The 17,027-nt window shown below is 71.1% G+C and carries 13 protein-coding genes; 8 read left to right on the top strand and 5 right to left on the bottom strand.

Annotated elements, in window-relative coordinates:
* Positions 1–31: 31 nt before the first annotated feature.
* Positions 32–1,654: a metallophosphoesterase gene (locus CVS47_RS00900; protein ID WP_127094395.1), complete on the bottom strand. Its 1,623-nt coding sequence runs from the start codon at positions 1,652–1,654 to the stop codon at positions 32–34.
* Positions 1,655–1,866: 212 nt separating this feature from the next.
* Positions 1,867–3,015 (bottom strand): glycosyltransferase, encoded by a 1,149-nt coding sequence (locus CVS47_RS00895; RefSeq protein WP_127094394.1) that lies wholly within the window; start codon positions 3,013–3,015, stop codon positions 1,867–1,869.
* 139 nt (positions 3,016–3,154) lie between these two features.
* Here CVS47_RS00895 and CVS47_RS00890 point away from each other — a divergent pair, with 139 nt between their 5' ends.
* From CVS47_RS00890 to CVS47_RS00865, 6 genes are all read left to right on the top strand, one after another.
* Entirely contained in the window at positions 3,155–3,415 is a 261-nt protein-coding gene (locus CVS47_RS00890; RefSeq protein WP_127094393.1) for a glutaredoxin family protein, read from the top strand.
* 40 nt (positions 3,416–3,455) lie between these two features.
* Complete coding sequence (gene kynA, locus CVS47_RS00885) at positions 3,456–4,313, top strand: tryptophan 2,3-dioxygenase (RefSeq protein ID WP_127094392.1); 858 nt, start codon at positions 3,456–3,458, stop codon at positions 4,311–4,313.
* A gap of 5 nt (positions 4,314–4,318) precedes the next feature.
* Positions 4,319–5,290, top strand: a complete 972-nt coding sequence (locus CVS47_RS00880; RefSeq protein WP_241240225.1) for an amidohydrolase family protein — start codon at positions 4,319–4,321, stop codon at positions 5,288–5,290.
* Complete coding sequence (locus CVS47_RS00875; RefSeq protein WP_127094391.1) at positions 5,280–6,545, top strand: kynureninase; 1,266 nt, start codon at positions 5,280–5,282, stop codon at positions 6,543–6,545. Before CVS47_RS00880 ends, CVS47_RS00875 begins: the two co-directional genes overlap by 11 nt.
* 85 nt (positions 6,546–6,630) lie before the next feature.
* Positions 6,631–8,334 (top strand): aldehyde dehydrogenase family protein, encoded by a 1,704-nt coding sequence (locus tag CVS47_RS00870; RefSeq protein ID WP_127094390.1) that lies wholly within the window; start codon positions 6,631–6,633, stop codon positions 8,332–8,334.
* On the top strand, positions 8,331–10,034 hold the full coding sequence (locus CVS47_RS00865) for a GMC family oxidoreductase (protein ID WP_241240224.1): 1,704 nt from the start codon (positions 8,331–8,333) through the stop codon (positions 10,032–10,034). The genes CVS47_RS00870 and CVS47_RS00865 overlap by 4 nt, the downstream gene beginning before the upstream one ends.
* A gap of 85 nt (positions 10,035–10,119) precedes the next feature.
* Here CVS47_RS00865 and pip read toward each other — a convergent pair whose 3' ends face one another.
* Positions 10,120–11,097, bottom strand: coding sequence for a prolyl aminopeptidase (pip, locus tag CVS47_RS00860; RefSeq protein WP_277600950.1), 978 nt, complete (start codon positions 11,095–11,097; stop codon positions 10,120–10,122).
* Entirely contained in the window at positions 11,094–11,972 is an 879-nt protein-coding gene (ypfJ, locus tag CVS47_RS00855; protein ID WP_127094389.1) for a KPN_02809 family neutral zinc metallopeptidase, read from the bottom strand. Before ypfJ ends, pip begins: the two co-directional genes overlap by 4 nt.
* Before the next feature lie 189 nt (positions 11,973–12,161).
* Here ypfJ and CVS47_RS00850 point away from each other — a divergent pair, with 189 nt between their 5' ends.
* Both CVS47_RS00850 and CVS47_RS00845 read left to right on the top strand, forming a co-directional pair.
* A complete protein-coding gene (locus CVS47_RS00850) occupies positions 12,162–13,922 on the top strand; it encodes a cation:proton antiporter (RefSeq protein WP_127094388.1) in 1,761 nt (586 codons plus the stop codon).
* Positions 13,923–14,026: 104 nt separating this feature from the next.
* Positions 14,027–14,491 carry a recombinase family protein gene (locus CVS47_RS00845; protein WP_127094387.1) on the top strand — a complete coding sequence of 155 codons (465 nt, stop codon included), beginning with the start codon at positions 14,027–14,029 and terminating at the stop codon, positions 14,489–14,491.
* A gap of 50 nt (positions 14,492–14,541) precedes the next feature.
* Here the strand turns inward: CVS47_RS00845 and CVS47_RS00840 are convergent, their stop codons facing one another.
* The gene (locus CVS47_RS00840; protein ID WP_127094386.1) at positions 14,542–16,914 is read right to left on the bottom strand and encodes an ATP-binding cassette domain-containing protein; all 2,373 of its coding nucleotides are present in this window, start codon (positions 16,912–16,914) and stop codon (positions 14,542–14,544) included.
* Between the last annotated feature and the right edge of the window lie 113 nt (positions 16,915–17,027).

Below are 17,027 nucleotides of genomic sequence, written 5' to 3'. Positions count from 1 at the left end.
CATCGGCGCCGCCCCTTTCGCATATTCCTGGTCAGTCCTTGATGAAGGACAGACCGGTCAGACTGTTGGCGTCCCAGGTGACGCCGTCTTCGGGCGAGTAGACCTTGGTGTCGATCTTTCCCGCGTTCACGTCGAACTGAGACAGGCGAACAGGGTTGTCCGTATTCGAGTGAATCGCCTGCAGCATGTAGGCGACCTTGTTGCCGGCCGCGGTCGTGACCACCTTGGACGCCGCCGCTCCGACGTGACCGCTCGTGACCACCTTGACGTTGCCGTACGGAGCGACAAGCCGGTCATAGATGTACTGCGGGGACGAGTCGCCGTATGACCAGCGCGTCAGCGACTGACCGGCGCCATCGATGTTGGCGTTGGCATCGAGGAAGGAGTGGGTCTGAATGATGACGTTGGCCCGCGGGTTGCCGTCGATGACGCCCTCTGCCCAGTCCACGACCGACTCGCGGGGCCACAGCTCAAGATTCAGCACGAGCCACGTCGCCCCTTCCGCCTCGAAGACGGAGTATGTGTTGTCGACCTTGCCCTGCTCGAAGGTGCCCTTGAGCGCGGAGTAGTCGGACGGGCGGAAGAACTGGTTGAACGTCGTGGTCGTGCGCTGATACTCGCGAGTACGCTTCGAGTCGCGCGCGCCTCCTCCGGGTCCGGTCGCCATCGTGTCGTGGTTGCCGATGCTGAGCTGGTACGGGATGCCTGCCTCTTCGAGCGGGTCCATCGCCGCCTCCGCGTTCACGTACTGATCGTGGCTATCCGCATCCCAATTCACAACGTCACCGGTGTGAACGACGAAGCGGAGGTCGAGCTGTTGGCGCTGCTCCACCAGCCACTCCGACCGGTCGCGAAAGCGGCTTCCCGACCAGCTGAAGACCTCCTGCTGTGTGTCGGGGTACGTCGCTACGGTGAAGAGGCCATCGCCGTCTCCTTCGACGGGCGGCTGAGGGTCGACGGGGGGCGCGGGGTCGACCGGCGTCGGGTCGGGCGTGGGCTCCGGCGTCGGAGTGGGCTCCGCCGTGGGCGTCGGCTGTGCGGTCGGCGAGGGCGCCGTGGTCGGAACGGGCTCCGGTGTCGGCTCAGCAGAGAGGACCGGTGCATACCAGCTGTACTCGATCCGGTACCCATCAGCGGCGGCATCGGCCTTTTCCTCGTCGCCGATCACGACGGTGTGCAACGATTCCTTGACGCCGCGCGTGATTGCCACAGAGTCGCAATCCGCCAGCGGAGTCGGCGAGACATAGCCGATGGCGCCGCGACCTTCCCAACCGAGGTTCACGACGTTGCGGTACTCACGATCCCAGATGATCCAGGCGTGGTTGCCCGAGGTCGTGCGGTAGGCGTCGTACAGCGGGACGAGTCCCTTCGCAGGCTGACTCGCCACCGCGAACGCGTCGCCCGTGGCCGTGAAGCCGGAGGCCGCGGCATCCGCTTCCTGGGCGTCGTCCGTCGTGAACATGACGACCCCGCGCGGGTCCTCCCAGCGCTCGACCGTCGTGTCGGCCGCGTAGCAGCCGGGCGCGGCGTTCGCCGCCGTGGTCCCTGCCACCACAGCGCCGGTGGCCGCCAGGCTCACCGTGGCCACGATCGCCGTCATCGTCCGTCGACGTCGTCGCATCGACGCACGCCGCAGTTCTGCTCTCGTCATCATGAACATCGCTCCCCAGCGCGTTGAATGCCGTCCACCGACACCAGGTCGAGGCGGAACACGGTGACGTCGGCCGATTCGGGTGGGCCGATCATTCCCGCAAGGGCCACCCTAGGGCGCTACGAGCGAGCGGGGATAGCGCGTGAGAGCATTCTCACGGATATACCGGGTGCGCCAAGTCCCAGGTGGGACCGGTAAACGCGTGTCGCGTCGGATCAGAGCTCGCCCGGAGCCATCGCCTGCTCGTCGAGCTCGCGGAGCACCTGGCGGGTGCGGCTGACCGGCGCGGCCTTGGACCGCTTCGGTGCGTAGACCACCAGCGAGTGGAAGACGAAGCGCACGAAGAATGCCACGACGAGCGTGATGGCGGTGGCGAGCACGGCCGAGATGTGGCCGGTGCCGACCATGAGGGCCATGACCGGGATGCGGATGATCAGCTCGACGTTGTTGAACGTGAACGACTTCGCGAACCGCGACCAGACACCGGATGCCTCGCTGCGCATGTCCTGGAAGACGAAGCGCTCGATCAGCAGGAAGTTGGCGACGATCGTCAGCTCGGCCGCGATCACGGCGGCGACGATGTAGTCCATGCCGAGGTGGGTGAGCGCCCACACGATCAGCACGTTCGCGACGGCGCCCAGCCCGCCGATGATCGCGAAGAGCGACATCTTGCCGAATCGCAGCGCGGCGAGCTGCACGAGGAAGTGCAGGCCCTGGCGGAACGAGGCCTTGGAGTCGCCGGCGTGACGGTCGGCGAAGGAGAACGGCACCTCGGCGACGCGCATGGTCTTGCGGGCGAGGATCTCGAGCAGGATCTTGAAGCCGCGCGGCTGCAGGTCGTCGATGTCGATCGAGCGACGGTCGACGGCGAAGAAGCCGGTCATCGGGTCGCTGACGTCCTTGAGACGCCGCGGGAACATCGCCTTGGTCAAGGCCGTCGAGGAGCGCGAGACCATGACGCGGCTCTTGTCGGCCAGTCCGTGGGCCTCTCCGCCGGCGACGTAGCGCGAGGCCACGACGAGGTCGACGTCACCGACATCGAGCCGGTGCGCGATGAGCGGGATGTCCTCGGGCGGATGCTGCAGGTCGCCGTCCATGACGAGGCACGCGTCGTAGGTCGCGGCCTGGATGCCGGTCACCACGGCGCCGCCGAGTCCGCCGATGTGGTCCTGGCGGTGGATCAGACGGACGGGGATGGATGCCGCGTCCGCGACCTCCCGGATCGTCTCGGGCGTGGCATCCGTGCTGTCATCGACGAAGATGACCTCGACGTCCATGTCCGCGGTCGCCTCGGACACCCGGCGGACGAGCTCCGCGATGTTGGGAGCTTCGTTGAAGGTGGGGACGACGATGGAGAGCTGCATTATCCTTCGATTTTCGCATGGGCACGCGCAGTGGAAAGACCGTTGACAGAAGTCCATAGCGTAAACACAGAGTTCTGCTCCTCGCCCACGCCGATCCGGTGTCGAGCCCGGGAGCCCGCACCGCGTCTACCCTGGATGCATGACCGATCTTCCCTCGTCCCTCACGGTGTTCGGCGCCGACTGGTGCCGCGACTGCATCCGCACCAAGAAGCAGCTCGACGAGCTCGGTGTCGAGTACACCTACGTCGACCTCGTCGCCGAGCCGGCAGCCGCCGACGTCGCGAAGGAGATCTCGGGTCGCACCCAGATCCCGGTCGTCGTCTACCCGGACTCGTCGCACCACGTCGAGCCGTCCAACGCCGACGTCGAGGGCAAGCTGCGCGAGCTCTCGCTCATCTGAGCACGCGGCTCGACACGGAGCGGGTGGATAGGCTCGGCGCGTGAGCGACGGCGTCCAGGACAACACCCGCACGATCGAGAAGACGGTCGTCACCGACTTCGCGGATCGCATGAGCTACGGCGGCTACCTCGACCTCGGCACGCTCCTGTCGGCGCAGCGCCCGCTCAGCGACCCCGAGCACCACGACGAGCTGCTGTTCATCATCCAGCACCAGACGACGGAGCTCTGGCTCAAGCTCGTGCTGCACGAGCTGGCGGCCGCCTGCCGTCTGCTGCGCGAGGACCGTCTGGCTCCCGCGCTCAAGTGCGTCGCTCGTGTGAAGCACATCCAGAAGACCCTCACCGAGCAGTGGTCGGTGCTCGCGACCCTCACCCCCGCCGAGTACGCGCAGTTCCGCGGCGTGCTGGGCAGCGCGAGCGGCTTCCAGTCCGCCCAGTACCGCGCCGTCGAGTTCACCCTCGGCAACAAGAACGCCGGGATGCTGCGGGTGTTCGCCGACGACGCACCGGCGCTGGCGCTGGTCACCGCGGCGCTGGAGGCCCCCAGCCTCTACGACGAGTTCCTCCGCCTGCTCGCACGTTCGGGCTACGCCGTGCCCGCCGGCATCCTGGAACGCGACGTCACCACGGCCTGGACCTTCGTGCCCGAGCTCGTGCCGCTCTTCGCCCAGATCTACGCCGACCCGGAGAAGCACTGGACGGCCTATGAGGCGTGCGAGGAGCTCGTCGATCTCGAGGACAACTTCCAGCTCTGGCGCTTCCGTCACCTCAAGACCATCGAGCGCATCATCGGCTTCAAGACGGGCACGGGCGGGTCGAGCGGCGTCCCGTTCCTGCAGCGCGCCCTGCAGCTGACGTTCTTCCCCGAGCTCTTCGCCGTGCGCACCGAGATCGGCTGATCCGGATGCTGCACCCCGACCCGTTCACCGTGCGCGCGCTCCTCGGCGACGAGGCCGCCGTCGCGCGGCGGGCGATCTCGGGAGAGATCGGAGTGGCGCTCCCGCCCCTGGCCGACCACCACGTGCACGGGCACCTGGTCGACCTCGCGAAGGTCTTCCTCGGCGGCATCGCCGCGGTGATCGACCTGGGCGGCGACCCTGCGGCGCTGTTCCGCGCGGAGCGCGCCGTGCCGCACATCGACTACGCCGGCGCCTTCCTCACGGCGCCGGGCGGCTACCCCGCCGGGCGGGCCTGGGCGCCGCCCGCGATCGTCCGCGAGATCGGCCGATCCTCGGGCGAGGGGGCCACGGGCAGCGCGCCGACCGCCGTCGACGAGCAGGCCGACTTCGGGGCATCCGTCATCAAGGTCGCCCTCAACGCCGACGCCGGGCCGGTGGTCGACGCGCACACCCTCGCGGCCGTCGTCGCGCGGGCGCACGAGCGGGGGCTGCCGGTCGTCGCGCACGCGCAGGGCGCGGGGATGACCCGCCTCGCCGTCGAGGCGGGAGTCGACGCCCTCGCGCACACGCCGTTCACCGAGGCCGTCGACGACGCCCTGCTGCGCGGCGCCCTGGACCGCGGACAGGTGTGGATCTCGACCCTCGCGATCCACGACGGTCCCGCACTGCCGCGCGCCGTCGACAATCTGCGCCGCTTCGCCGCGGCGGGCGGTCGCGTGCTGTACGGCACCGATCTCGGCAACGGGCCCCAACCGCTCGGGGTGAACGCGGCCGAGGTGCGGCTCCTTCTCGCCGCCGACCTCGACGGTGCGGCGGTCATCGCCGCGCTCGCCGATCCCTGGCCGCGCGCCGCCGTGCTGCACGGCGTGTCCACCTTCGTCCCCGGCGCCCCGCCGGCCTCGCTCGCCGAGGTGCCCGACTGGCTCGCCGGTGCGCGGGTCGTTCCCACAGAGGAGCTCGTGCCCGATGACCAGTGAGCCGATGACCGCCCTGCATGCGGCCGAACTGGATGCCGCGGCATCCGCCCTCGACGCCTCCGACCCGCTGCGCGGCTTCCGCGACCGCTTCGTCGGGGCGGAGAGTGCGCTCGTGTACTTCGACGGCAACTCGCTGGGGCGTCCGCCGAAGGCCACGGCGGCGCGGCTCGCGACCTTCGTCGAGCAGGAGTGGGGCGGCCGGCTCATCCGCGGCTGGGACGAGTCGTGGATGGAGCTGCCGTTCGCGATCGGAGACGAGATCGGGCGCGTCGCGATCGGCGCGGCCGCGGGTCAGACCGTGATCGCCGATTCGACGACGGTGCTCCTCTACAAGACGCTGCGGGCCGCCTTCGAGGCGCAGCGCGCCGACGATCCCGCGCGCGTGGAGATCGTCGTCGACCGCGACAACTTCCCCACCGACCGATACCTCGTCGAGGGCATCGCCCGCGAGACCGGCGGAACCGTGCGGTGGATCGAGGTGCCGCGCGACGGCGGGGTCGAGCCGGAGACGCTGCGCGCGGCGGTCGGCCCCGCGACGGCGGTCGTGCTGCTCAGCCACGTGGCCTACCGCTCCGGCCATCTCGCGGACGCCGAGACGCTCACCCGCATCGCCCGCGATGCCGGCGCGCTCACGGTGTGGGACCTGTGCCACTCGGCCGGATCGGTGCCCGTCCACGCGGACGACTGGGGGTTCGACCTCGCCGTCGGCTGCACCTACAAGTACTTGAACGGCGGGCCGGGGTCGCCGGCGTTCGTCTATGTCGCCGAGCGGCACCAGGCCGCCCTGACGCAGCCGGTGCAGGGCTGGATGGGCGCCGCGGACGTGTTCTCGATGGGACCGCAGTACGCCCCGGCCGCCGGCATGCGCCGCTTCCTGTCGGGCACGCCGCCGATCGTCGGGATGCTGGTGATGCAGGACACCCTCGGGATGCTGGCGGAGGCGGGCATCGCGGCGGTGCGCGAGAAGTCGCTCGCGCTCACCTCGTTCGCGGAGCGGGTGTCGGACGCGCTCCTCGCGCCTCTCGGCGTGACCGTCGCCTCACCTCGCGATCGGGAGCGACGGGGCGGACACGTGACGCTCTCGCATCCGGCGATGCGGAAGGTCACGGCCGATCTGTGGGAGCAGGACGTGATCCCCGACTACCGCGACCCCGACGGGCTGAGGATCGGCCTCTCGCCGCTGTCGACGAGCTTCGCCGAGACGCTCGCCGGGATGCGCGCGGTCGAGGCGTCGGTGCGGCGGCACGCGATCTGATCCCTCGAGGCCGCGGCGTCGGCCCGGCGAGCGCCCTCCGGACCACGGACGTAAGCTGAGGGCCACCCGCACGAAGGAGAGCGACGTGTCGATCAGCGCGCCCACGACATCCGATTCCGCGTCGCTGGACGCCGACCTCGCCGCCCTGCGCACGGGCGTCGGCGTGTGGGCGCATCTCACCCTCGGACAGCGCGAGCGGCTGTTCGAGCGGCTGCACGCCACCGTGTCGGCCGTGGCGGAGGAATGGGCCGACGTCGCCGCGACGTCGAAGGGCCTCTCGACGCGTCATCCGCTGAGCGGCGAGGAGTGGCTGTCGGGCCCGTACGCGGTGCTCACCGCGCTCGAGGCCTATCGCACGACGCTCGAGGCGCTGGCCTCGTCGCGGAGCCCGCTGGGCGATGTGCTGCTGGATTCCGCACCCGGCGACCGCCTGCGCGCCTACACCTTCCCCCTCACCGCGACCGATGCGCTGCTGCTGTCGGGCTACACCGGAGAGGTGTGGTTCGAGCCGGGCGTGACCGAGACGCAGGCACGCGTCAGCGCCGGACTCGGCCAGCTGCACCCGACGGACAAGGCCGGCATCGGCCTCGTGCTCGGAGCCGGCAACATCACCTCCATCCCCGTGCTGGACGTTCTCTACGAGCTGCTCGCCCACAACCGCGTGGTGATCCTCAAGGTGAACCCGACGCAGGACGCGCTCGTCCCCGTCTACGAGCGCGCGCTCGCGCCGCTCATCGAGCCGGGCTTCCTGCGCATCGTCACCGGCGACGGCGCGGCCGGGGCGGCCCTCGTGACCCACCCCGACATCGCGCACGTGCACATCACGGGGTCGGCGGCGACGTTCGACCTCATCGTGCGCGACGGCGGACCGGAGCCGGTGCTCGCCACGCCCATCACCGCCGAGCTCGGCGGCGTCTCGCCGATCATCATCGTGCCCGGGGAGTGGACGCCGGCCGACCTGCGCTTCCACGCCGAGCACGTCGCGACGATGCGGCTGCAGAACGCCGGCCACAACTGCATCGCCGGGCAGGTCGTGATCCTCAGCGAGGACTGGCCACAGCGCGCGGCCTTCCTCGGCGCCCTGCGCGCGGCGTACGCCGCCGCTCCCGATCGGCCCGTCTGGTACCCGAAGAGCTCCGAGAAGCTGGAGGCCGCAGCATCCGCTCATCCCGACGCACGCTGGAGCGCGGGCCGGCGGCGGGCGATCGTCGAGGTGCCGCCGGGCCACGATGCCGGCGACCTCGAGACCGTCGAGTACTTCTCGCCCGTGCTCGGTGTGGTGTCGCTGCCCGGATCCGGGCAGGAGTTCCTGGATGCCGCGGTGACCCATGCCAACGAGAAGCTGGTGGGCACGCTCGGCGCCAACGTGCTCATCGATCCGGTGACGCGCGACGCCCTCGGCGACGGGTTCGAGCACTCCATCGCCGACCTCCGCTACGGCGACATCGCGATCAACGCCTGGACGGCGTTCGCCTTTCTCACTCCGACCCTCACGTGGGGCGCCTTCCCGGGCGGCACGGTCGCCGACGTGCAGAGCGGCATCGGCGTCGTCCACAACGCACTGCTCCTCGACCGGGTCGAGCGGTCGGTGGTGCGCGGTCCGTTCCGTCCGTTCCCGCGCTCCGCGTCCGCGCTGTTCGGCCCCGGACGCTTCAGCCTGCTGCCCAAGCCGCCCTGGTTCGTCACGGCACGCACCGGCGCGGCGGTGAGCGAGGGCTTCACGCGCTTCCGGATGGACCGCAACTGGGCGCGCATGGCCGGGACGCTCGTGAAGGCGTTCCGCGCGTGAGCTCCCCTCGGCGTCTCGTCCGCGCGGGACGGCTGCGGCGCGGGCGCGCGCGCAGCGCCGATCTGAGCGCCGACTACATCGTGGTCGGCGCCGGATCGTCGGGTGCGGCGGTCGCCGCGCGTCTCAGCGAGGATCCTCGGGTGCAGGTGCTGCTGCTGGAGGCCGGCGGGCCCGACGCGGCGCTCGAGCTGCACGTGCCGGCGGCGTTCTCGAAGCTGTTCCGCGGCGCGTACGACTGGGGGTACGACACGGTGCCGCAGCCCGCCCTCGAGAACCGCACCGTGTTCTGGCCCCGCGGCAAGACGCTCGGCGGTTCGTCGTCGCTGAACGCGATGATGTGGGTGCGCGGCTTCGCCGCCGACTACGACGAATGGGCGGAGACGGCCGGTCCGCGCTGGTCGTGGGACGCCCTGGCGCCGTACTTCGTGCGCGTCGAGCGGACCGAGACGCCGGCGCATGCGACCCAGGGTGCGGCGGGGCCGCAGTCCGTCGAGCACCAGCGCGACCCCCGGCCGCACACCGCGGCGTTCCTGGCCGCCGCGCGGGAGGCCGGCCATCCGGTCACCCCGGCGAATCTCCCCGAGGGCCAGGGGTTCAGCCAGACGATGGTGTCGCAGCGACGCGGCGCGCGCGCATCGACCGCCGACGCGTACCTGAAACCCGCCCGCGCCCGCCCGAACCTCCGCGTGGTGACGAACGCATTCGTGCGCCGGGTCACCTTCGCCCCGGACGACGGAGGGAATGCGCGGGCCACCGGCGTCTACGTCGAGATCGCCGGCATCCCCCGGCACGCCCTCGCGCGGCGCGAGGTCATCCTCTCCGGCGGCACGATCAACACCCCGCAGCTGCTGATGCTGAGCGGGATCGGGCCCGCCGCGCATCTCGCCGAGCACGGCATCCGGCTCCGCGTGGACTCACCCGGCGTCGGCTCCGACCTGCAGGACCACCTCGTCGCCGGGCTCGCGCCGACGGCCGCTGGCGGCACTCTCTTCGGCGCGGAGAAGCCCCTGCAGCTGGCGGCCTACCTTGCGCGGCGGCGCGGGATGCTGACCTCGAACGTCGCGGAGGCGTACGGGTTCATCCGCACGGAGGTGGCCGACCGGGTGACCCAGGCCGCCCCCGCCCGCGCGGCATCCGGTCTTCCGGACATCGAGGTGATCTTCGCCTCGGCACCCTACGTCGGCGAGGGACTCGTGCCGCTGCCGGCGGAGGGGCTCACGGTGGGGGCGATCCTGCTGCGACCGCGCAGCAGGGGCACGATCCGGCTCGCATCGGCGGACCCGGCGGCCAAGCCGCTCATCGATCCGCGGTACCTGTCCGACCCCGACGGCCTGGACGAGGCGACCATGCTCGCGGGCCTCGCCGCGTGCGAGGAGCTCATCGCGACGAAGGCGCTGTCGGCACTGACCAGGGGGTCGTGGGTGCAGCCGGCCGGCGGCGAGTCGATGACGCCGGCCGAGCGCGACCGCCTGAGCCTCACGCGCTACTCGCACACGCTGTACCACCCGGTGGGCACCGCGCGGATGGGGACGGATGCCGCGTCCGTCGTCGACCCGGAGCTCCGGGTGCGCGGGGTGTCCGGACTGCGGGTGGCCGACGCATCCGTCATGCCGACGCTCATCCGCGGCCACACCAACGCGCCCGCGATCGTGATCGGCGAGGTCGCCGCCGATCTCATCCGTGAGGCTGCGTCGACCTGACCGCCGGGTTCCCCGGCGCCCGATTCGGCGCAATGGACGGTCGCGGACGGGCGTCCCGACCCGCGGCGCCGCCCGGCGAACGGGGCTACCGCGCGGCGAAGCGATCGGTCGCGGCGACGAGGGCGCGGGCGATGCCGGGTTCGGTCGCGGAGTGCCCGGCGTCATCCACCACGACGAGCTCGGCCTCCGGCCAGGCCCGGTGGAGGTCCCACGCGGTCATGATCGGCGTGCAGATGTCGTAGCGTCCCTGCACGATGACCGCCGGGATGTCGCGGAGCACGCCCGCGTTCGCGATGAGCTGCCCCTCCTCGAACCAGCCGCCGTTCATGAAGTAGTGGTTCTCTATGCGGGCGAAGGCGACGGCCTTGTCGGTGTCGGTCATCGACTCCACGAGACCCGCGTCGGGCGTGAGCGTCAGGGTCGACGCCTCCCACGTCGTCCACGCGAGGGCCGCCGGAACGTGCACCGCCGGGGCGGGGTCGGTCAGCCGCCGGTGGTACGCCTCGATGAGGTGGAACCGCTCCAGCACGGGGATCGGGGCGATGTAGTCCTCCCACAGGTCGGGGAAGATCGCCGACGCCCCGCCCTCGTAGAACCACTCCAGCTCGTGCCGGCGCAGCGTGAACACGCCTCGGAGCACGATCTCGCTGACGGCCTCGGGGTGCGTCTGCGCGTAGGCGAGGGCCAGGGCACTCCCCCACGAGCCCCCGAAGACCTGCCATTTCGCGATCCCGAGGTTGCGGCGCAGCAGCTCGATGTCGGCCACCAGGTGCCACGTCGTGTTGTGGCTCAGGTCGGCGTCGGGCTCGCTCACATGCGGCGTGCTGCGACCGCAGCCGCGCTGGTCGAACAGCACGATGCGGTACTTCTCCGGGTCGAACAGCTGGCGCTGCCACGGTGACGTGCCGCCGCCGGGACCGCCGTGCAGGAACACCACCGGCTTGCCCTCGGGGTTGCCGCTCTGCTCCCAGTAGATGCGCTGACCCTCTCCGGCCAGCAGCATCCCGGTCTCGTACGGCTCGATGGGCGGGTACAGCGCGTCGGAGGCATCCGTGGCGATCACAGGCTTCCTCCCGAGACGGCGAACGTGTCGCAGGCGCCCACTCCGCCCTCGCGGCCCGCGTCGAACCACCGCTGACGCTGCTCGCTGGAGCCGTGCGTCCAGCTCTCGGGGTTCACGCCCTGGCCGGACTCCTGCTGGATGTGGTCGTCGCCGACGGATGCCGCGGCGTTCAGCGCATCGGTGATCTGCTGCTGCGTCGGCTGCTGCAGGTAGGGCGTGCCGGTCTCGTCGAGCTGGTCCCCCGCGGCGGCCACCCACGCACCGGCGAAGCAGTCGGCCTGCAGCTCCGTGCGGACGCCGTTGCTGTCGGGCCCCGTGCCGTTGTTCGGGTAGCGCTCCATCAGTCCGGTGATGTTCTGCACGTGGTGGCCGTACTCGTGCGCCAGCACGTAGAGCTGCGCGAGCGGGCCGGCGGTGGCGTCGAAGCGCTCGCGCAGGAGCGCGAAGAAGGTGGGGTCGACGTACACCGTCTCCTCCGGCGGGCAGTAGAACGGCCCGGTCGCGTTGGAGGCCGTCCCGCACTGCGTCGAGGTCGAGCCGTCGACGATGATCAGCTGCGGCTGGCGGTAGCCCTCGACGGTCGCCGCCCAGAACTGATCGATGTTGAGGGATGCCGCAGCCAGCCGGCAGTCGTCGCTCTCGTTGGCGTCGGCACCGGTCTGGCAGTTCGCGATCGCCTCGCCTCCGCCGCTGCCGGGCTGGGCGGGAACGCCGCCGCCCCCGAGGAGGCCGGACAGGTCGGTCCCGGTGAACAGGGAGAAGAGCAGCACCGCCAGGGCTCCGATGCCCGCGATGCCGCCGCCGGCGACGGCGACGCCCCCGCCGCGCCGCTTGGCGGTGTTGCCCCCGACGCGGGCGTTGTCGTTGAACGTCATGTGGTCACGGTACCGGGCGGGCCGCACCGCCGCGGCCTCCCGAGCCGCGGCATCCGTCCCCCGGCGCGCTGCGCGGGAGGAGGGGCGCGCTGCGAGGGCCGGCGCCCGCAGCATGAGCGGCGGCGGAGACCGCCGGGAATATGCTCGCCTCATGCAGGAGAGCGCACCGCCCGCGGCCGGAGCGGGTCGGTGACCGATCAGCTCGTCATCGCGCTGACGTTCGTCATCGTCATCGCGCTGACGACGGCGGTCGCGCCGCGGCTGGGCATCGCGGGGCCTCTCGCGCTCGTCGCCATCGGCGCCGGGGTCAGCCTGCTGCCGTTCATGCACATCGACCCGATCGATCCCGAGATCATCCTCGTCGGCGTGCTGCCTCCTCTGCTGTACTCGGCCGCGGTGTCGCTGCCGGCCATCGAGTTCCGGCGCGACTTGCGTCCGATCGCGGGTCTGTCGGTGCTGCTCGTGCTCGTCAGCGCGGTCGCGCTCGGGCTCTTCTTCTTCTGGGCGATCCCCGACCTCGGTCTCGCCCTGTCGATCGGGCTCGGCGCCATCCTGAGTCCGACGGATGCCGTCGCCACCACGATCGCGAAGCGGCTGGGCATCTCACCGCGCGTGATCACGATCGTCGAGGGCGAAAGCCTGCTCAACGACGCCACGGCCCTCGTGCTGCTGCGCACAGCGGTGGCTGCCTTCGCCGCCGGCGCCGTCTCGTGGGGCGCGGCGATCGGCAGCTTCGCGTGGGGTGTGTTCCTCGCGCTCATCATCGGCGGACTCGTCGGCTACCTGAACCTCCTCGTGCGCGAGCGTGTGTCGCACTCGGCGGCCAACACGGCCATCAGCTTCGTCGTGCCGTTCGTCGCCTACCTGCCCACGGAGCACCTCGGCGGCTCCGGCCTCGTCGCTTCGGTGGTCGCGGGCATCGTGACCGGCCAGGGCGCCGCCCGCCGTTTCACCCCTGAGCAGCGCCTGTCGGACGAGCTGAACTGGCGCACGATCGAGCTGATGCTCGAGGGCGCGGTCTTCCTCCTCATGGGCTTGGAGCTCAAGGAGATCGTCGCCGCCAACATGTCGGCCGAGCGGGGTCTCGGCCACGGGCTCGCCCTCGCCGGGGTCGCCTTCCTCATCCTCGTCGCCGTGCGGGCGCTGTACGTCACCGTGCTGATCGCGCTCCAGGGCCGCTCGAGCAGGCGGGCCGAGGCGCACGGCCGCGACCGCCTCGACCACTTCGCCGAGCGGGTCGAGCACGCGGCGGCGCAACCGCCCGGCGGATCCGCGTCCGCCCTCGGTCGGCGGCTGCCCAGCGACCCGGAGCGCCGGGAGAAGTGGGTCGGCGTCGCGCGCCGCCGGATCTCGCGCACCGTCGCCGACCTCGACTACTACCGGGCATCGCCCCTCGGCTGGCGGCACGGCTCGATCATCGTGTGGTCGGGGATGCGGGGCGTGGTCACCCTGGCCGCCGCCCAGACCCTGCCCGCCGATGCCCCGCACCGGCACCTGCTGGTGCTCACCGCGTTCCTCGTCGCCGCGGGGAGCCTCCTCCTGCAGGGCACGACGCTCCCCCGCGTCGCCCGCATGCTGAAGCTCACGAGCGAGGCACCCGCCGGCCCGTCGGCCGCCGAGGAGCGCGCGATCGATGACGAGCTGCGGGCAGCAGCCTCCCGTGAGCTGGTCGGGGACGACACGACGATCGTGCGCCGTGACGGGTCACCGTTCCCGGACGGACTGGTCGAACGCGTCGGCGCCCGCTTCACGACACCGCCCGACGACGACACGAGCATGCTCGGGCGCGACCTGATCGAGCTGCGACTGGCGATGATCGGCGTCATGCGCCGGCGCCTCCTCGAGCTGTCATCCGAGGGGAGCTACAGCACCCTCGCGCTCCGGCACGCGCTGGCCGAGCTCGACGCCGACGAGATCAGCATCCAGCTGCGACTGGGCGACCGCGCCTGACGGTCGCGCTTCTCGGCAGCACGGCGCCGCGCCTGACGGTCGCGCTTCTCGGCAGCACGGCGCCGCGCCGCAGTGCACAATGGAGGCGAGGGGGTGGCACCGGGATGAGCGAGACGACGAGGGCGTCGGGCGGGACAGCGGATGCCGCGGCCACCGCGCCCCTGCACCTCCCCCATGTCGCGGCGGACTGCCCCAAGTGCTTCACCGAGCTGCAGAGCGACCACAACTGGTGGCGCGCCCGGCCGGCCGGCTCCCGCCTGGTCGGGTTGGTCATCTCCCGCGAGGACATGCCGTCGATCGTGGCCCAGCGTGACGAGCTGACGCGGTTCGGTGTGCCGATCGAGGGGTTCCGGCATCCGTCCCCGGAGACGATGGAGACGTGGGAGCAGCGCCTCGTGCGCCTGTTCGGCACGCTCCGCGCGGGTGACGTGCTCGTCGTGGCCACGGTGCACGCCCTGGGCCGCGACATCGACGAGGAGACCCGCACCGTCGCCGAGCTGCACCGCCGCGGTGTCGTGGTGAAGGTGCTGGGCGCCGGCGGCCGGCACCTCTACGACGCCGGGCGCTGAGGCCGCACGCCCGGGCGGGGGTATCCGCTGCGGCCGACGGCGAGCCGCTCTCAGCCGGCGACGTAGGCGGCGAGGTGGGTCGCGGTGAGCGTCCCGCCCGCGGCGACCAGATCTGCCGGCGTGCCCTCGAACACGACCCTGCCGCCGTCGTGGCCCGCTCCGGGACCGAGATCGATGATCCAGTCGCCGTGGGCCATCACGGCCTGGTGGTGCTCGATGACGATGACGCTGTTGCCCGCCTCGACGAGTCGGTCGAGCATCCCGAGCATGTTGTCGATGTCGGCCAGGTGCAGGCCCGTGGTGGGCTCGTCGAGGACGTAGACCGCCCCCTTCTTGGCCATCGAGATCGCGAGCTTCAGGCGCTGCCGCTCGCCGCCCGACAGGGTGTTGAGCGCCTGTCCGAGCGTGATGTAGCCGATGCCCACGTCGACCATACGGGCGAGCGTGAGCGCCGCCGGCCCCTTCGGGAAGAACTCGAGCGCTTCGGACGCGGAGAGCGCGAGCACCTCCGCGATGTTCTTGCCGTCGAGCGTGTACTCGAGCACCTCGTCGCTGAACCCGGTGCCCTGGCACAGCTCGCAGAGCGTCTCGACGGTCTGCGTGAAGCCCAGGGTGGTGATGATCACACCGAGCCCGCGGCAGGCGGGGCAAGCGCCGGCGGAGTTCGCGCTGAAGAGGGCGGGCTTCACGCCGTTCGCCTTCGCGAAGGCGGCGCGGATGGTGTCGAGCAGGCCGGTGTAGGTGGCGGGGCTGCTGCGGCGCGAGCCCTTGATCGGGGTCTGGTCGACGACGACCACGTCGTCGAAGGCGGGAACGTTGCCGTGGATGAGCGATGACTTGCCCGATCCCGCGACGCCGGTGACGACCGTGAGGATGCCGAGCGGGATGTCGACGTCGACGGCCTTGAGGTTGTGCTGCGTCGCGCCCCGGATCGGCAGTGACCGGGTGGCGATGCGCGTCGAAGGCTTCAGCCGAGCGCGATCGTCGAGGTGGCGTCCGGTGATCGTGTCGGAGCGTCGCAGGCCCGCCACATCGCCCGTGTACCGGACTTCGCCGCCGTGCCGTCCGGCGCCCGGCCCGAGGTCGATGATGTGATCGGCGATCTCGATCACCTCGGGCTTGTGCTCCACCACGAGCACGGTGTTGCCCTTGTCGCGCAGCTGCTGCAGGAGCGCGTTCATGCGCTGGATGTCGTGGGGGTGCAGGCCGGCGGTGGGCTCGTCGAAGACGTAGGTGATGTCGGTGAGGGGCGAGCCGACGTGGCGGATCATCTTGATGCGCTGCGACTCCCCGCCCGACAGGCTGCCCGAGGCGCGGTCGAGCGAGAGGTAGCCGAGTCCGATGTCGAGGAACGAGCCGACGGTGTCGCGCAGGCCGGCCATGAGCGGCGCGACCTCCGGGTCGTCGACGGTGGCGAGCCAGGCCGCGAGGTCGCTGATCTGCATCGCCGCGGCATCCGCGATGTTGACCCCGCCGATGCGCGACGACCGCGCGCCCTCGTTGAGGCGCGTGCCGCCGCACTCGGGGCAGGGCATGAAGGTCACCGCGGCGTCGACGAACGCGCGGACGTGCGGCTGCAGGCCGTCGCGGTCTTTCTGGAGCATGCTCTTCGTGATCTTGGGCACGAGACCCTCGTAGGTCATGTTGATGCTCTGGATGCGGACCTTCGTCGGCTCCTTGTAGAGGAAGTCGGCGCGCTCCTGCTCCGTGAAGTCCTGAATCGGCTTGTCGGGGTCGAGGAAGCCCGACTCGGTGTAGGCGCGCACCATCCAGCCGTCGACGGTGTACCCGGGCACGAGGATCGCTCCCTGGGCCAGCGACTTCGTCTTGTCGAGGAGGGCGTCGAGATCGAGGTCGGACGCGGTGCCGAGCCCCTCGCAGTGCGGGCACATCCCCCCGGTGATCTCGAACGACCGGCGCTCCTTGCGTCCCGCGCCGGAGCCGGTGGCGATCGTGATGGCGCCCGCGCCGGAGACGGAGGGGACGTTGAACGAGAAGGCCTGCGGCGAGCCGACGTGGGGCTGACCCAGGCGGCTGAAGAGGATGCGGAGCATGGCGTGCACGTCGGTCGCCGTGCCGACGGTCGAGCGCGCGTTGGCACCCATCCGCTCCTGGTCGACGACGATCGCCGGGCTGATGTTCTCGAGCGCGTCGACCTCGGGCCGGCTGAGCTGCCCCATGAACTGCTGCACGAAGGTCGGGTACGTCTCGTTGATCAGCCGCTGCGACTCGTTCGCGATCGTCGCGAACACGAGCGATGACTTGCCCGAGCCCGACACCCCCGTGAAGACGGTGAGGCGCCTCTTCGGGATGTCGACGGTGACGTTCTTGAGGTTGTTCTCCCGGGCGCCGACGACCCGCAGCACATCATGGCTGTCGGGCGACGGAGCGGATGCTGCGGCCGGGCGCGCGTCGTCGGTCATGAGCCCTCCTCGGGAAGCGTGCCACCAGTGTGGCGCACCCGGCTGACATCGCGCTTCCTCGATCCTGCGCGATGCCGGACTTCCCGCGAGACTGCACCCGGGCGGCGAGACGT

Origin of the sequence: Microbacterium lemovicicum, from assembly GCF_003991875.1 — a bacterium.
Lineage (GTDB): Bacteria > Actinomycetota > Actinomycetes > Actinomycetales > Microbacteriaceae > Microbacterium > Microbacterium lemovicicum.
This window is presented reverse-complemented; position numbering and strand designations above follow the sequence as displayed.

What these genes read in the sequence shown, in the direction of transcription:
- CVS47_RS00900 (WP_127094395.1), bottom strand. Translation starts at nt 1,654, where the DNA reads ATGATGACGAGAGCAGAACTGCGGCGTGCGTCGATGCGACGACGTCGA.
- CVS47_RS00895 (WP_127094394.1), bottom strand. Translation starts at nt 3,015, where the DNA reads ATGCAGCTCTCCATCGTCGTCCCCACCTTCAACGAAGCTCCCAACATC.
- CVS47_RS00890 (WP_127094393.1), top strand. Translation starts at nt 3,155, where the DNA reads ATGACCGATCTTCCCTCGTCCCTCACGGTGTTCGGCGCCGACTGGTGC.
- CVS47_RS00880 (WP_241240225.1), top strand. Translation starts at nt 4,319, where the DNA reads ATGCTGCACCCCGACCCGTTCACCGTGCGCGCGCTCCTCGGCGACGAG.
- CVS47_RS00875 (WP_127094391.1), top strand. Translation starts at nt 5,280, where the DNA reads ATGACCAGTGAGCCGATGACCGCCCTGCATGCGGCCGAACTGGATGCC.
- ypfJ (WP_127094389.1), bottom strand. Translation starts at nt 11,972, where the DNA reads ATGACGTTCAACGACAACGCCCGCGTCGGGGGCAACACCGCCAAGCGG.
- CVS47_RS00845 (WP_127094387.1), top strand. Translation starts at nt 14,027, where the DNA reads ATGAGCGAGACGACGAGGGCGTCGGGCGGGACAGCGGATGCCGCGGCC.
- CVS47_RS00840 (WP_127094386.1), bottom strand. Translation starts at nt 16,914, where the DNA reads ATGACCGACGACGCGCGCCCGGCCGCAGCATCCGCTCCGTCGCCCGAC.